We start from the raw sequence: 1,978 nt of genomic DNA on the forward strand, positions 1-1,978 counted from the left end.
CCCGCGTTCCGCAGAATTAGGGGGTTCTGGAGGGAAGCGAGGGTATGAATCCGCAGGTCGCGGGGTCTGGTGCGGGAGCTGCGGGCAGAATATGCCTAGAGACGCGATTTTCTGATTCCATTGTTCTGGTCTGCTGGTTTGTCGTATCGTCTGGAGTCGTGTACGTGAAGACGACCAAGCGGGACAACAAGTCCGGCGTGGTCAGGTATCTGCATCTGGCGCACAACGAGTGGGATCCGGTGAAGGGCAGGGCGGTGCCGAAGGTGCTGTTCACTTTCGGCAGGGAAGACGATCTCGATCGGGACGCGGTGAAACGCCTGGTGGCGTCGTTGTCACGGCTGCTGGATCCTGCCGACGCGCTGGCGGCGAGCGCGGCTGGTCAGGGGCTGGCGTTCTGCTCCTCCAGGCCGTTCGGTGGCGCGTATGCCCTCGATCATCTATGGCGGTGGCTGGGCATAGATGCCATCGTCGCTGGGCTGGGGCAGCCGAAACGCGGGCGGCACCGCGATGTACCGGGCATCGAGCGGGTGTTGTTCGGCCTGGTCGCCAACCGGGCTCTGGCTCCGTCATCGAAACTGGCTGCCGCGGAATGGATCTGTCACGACGTGCATATCGATCGGCTGCCCGAGACCAGCGACGACGCCTGTTACCGGGCGATGGACTGGCTGCACCAGGTGAAAGACGAACTCGAACGTCAGGTGTTCGATCGGGTTGCGACCCTGCTCAACCTGGAGGTGGATCTGTTGTTCTTCGACACCACCTCAACATATTTCGAGGTCGAAGACGCTGACGAGCCGATCGCCCGCGACGAGAAGGGATGCCCGGATCTCGGTGCCGACGCGCCGGAGAACACGGTGGGGTTCCGGACTTGGGGCAAGTCGAAGGATTCACGAGACGACCTGCCCCAGATCGTGATCGGGATGGCCGTGACCCGTGACGGGATCCCGGTGCGCTGCTGGTGCTGGCCGGGCAACGCCAGCGATCAGACGTTGATCCGGCAGGTGAAAGACGATATGCGGGACTGGACCCTGTCGAAGATCATCTGGGTCACCGACCGCGGCTTTTCCTCCGCCGAGAACCGCCGTTACCTGCGTCGAGGTGACCACCACTACATCATCGGGGAGAAACTGCGCTCCGGGTCGGCTGAAGTCAAGGCCGCGATGTCGCGGCAGGGCCGCTACCTCGACATCGCCGAGAACATGCGGGTCAAGGAGGTGCGGGTCAGCGAGACGGAACGGTTCGTGATCTGTTTCAACCCCGAAGCCGCCGATCGCGACGCCGCGACCCGCGAACACCTGGTCACCGCGTTGCAGGAGATGATCGACGGGTCGGATGCGCTCAGCGAGTTCAAGCGCGGTGAGTTGCGTGGCAAGATCGCCGGCAGGCCGGGTTTGAACCGGTTCCTGCGCGTCACCGCCGGTGGGAAACTGCGCGTCGATGCGGCGAAGATCAAGGCCGAAGCCAATTTCGACGGCAAGTACCTGCTGCGCTCCAGTGATCCGGACCTGTCCAGCGAGGAGATCGCCGTCGGCTACAAGCAGCTTCTCGAAGTGGAACGAGGCTGGCGGGACATGAAATCCGTCCTCGACCTGCGACCGGTCTACCACCGGCTCGAAGAACGCATCCGTGCCCATGTCATCTTGTGCTGGCTGGCGTTGCTGCTGGTCCGCATCGCCGAAACCCGCACCGGCACCACCTGGCCGGTCATCCGCCGCGACCTGGACCGCCTCCACATCGGCACCTTCACCGGCCCTACTGGCACCTTCCGCCGCCTCACCGACTCGACCAAGTCGCAACGCGACCTGCTCACCCACCTCGGCGCCCCCGCACCCAAGCAGATCATCGAACTCACCCCAACACCCTGACCAGCACGAATACCTGCGCCTAGAGAAACGCTCTTCAGGCGCGCATCTCCATGTCACCGCAGCTCAGGCCATAAACCGTCGCTCCAGACGCCCGAAATTCTGCGGAACCCCGG

1 protein-coding gene is annotated in these 1,978 nt (G+C 63.7%); it reads left to right on the forward strand.

The window, feature by feature from the left end:
* Positions 1 to 164: 164 nt before the first annotated feature.
* Positions 165 to 1,865, forward strand: a complete 1,701-nt coding sequence (locus tag ABZS43_RS36555; RefSeq protein ID WP_355040586.1) for an IS1634 family transposase — start codon at positions 165 to 167, stop codon at positions 1,863 to 1,865.
* Positions 1,866 to 1,978 lie beyond the last annotated feature (113 nt).

Source organism: Nocardia sp. NPDC005366 (assembly GCF_040606855.1).
Classification (GTDB): Bacteria; Actinomycetota; Actinomycetes; order Mycobacteriales; family Mycobacteriaceae; genus Nocardia.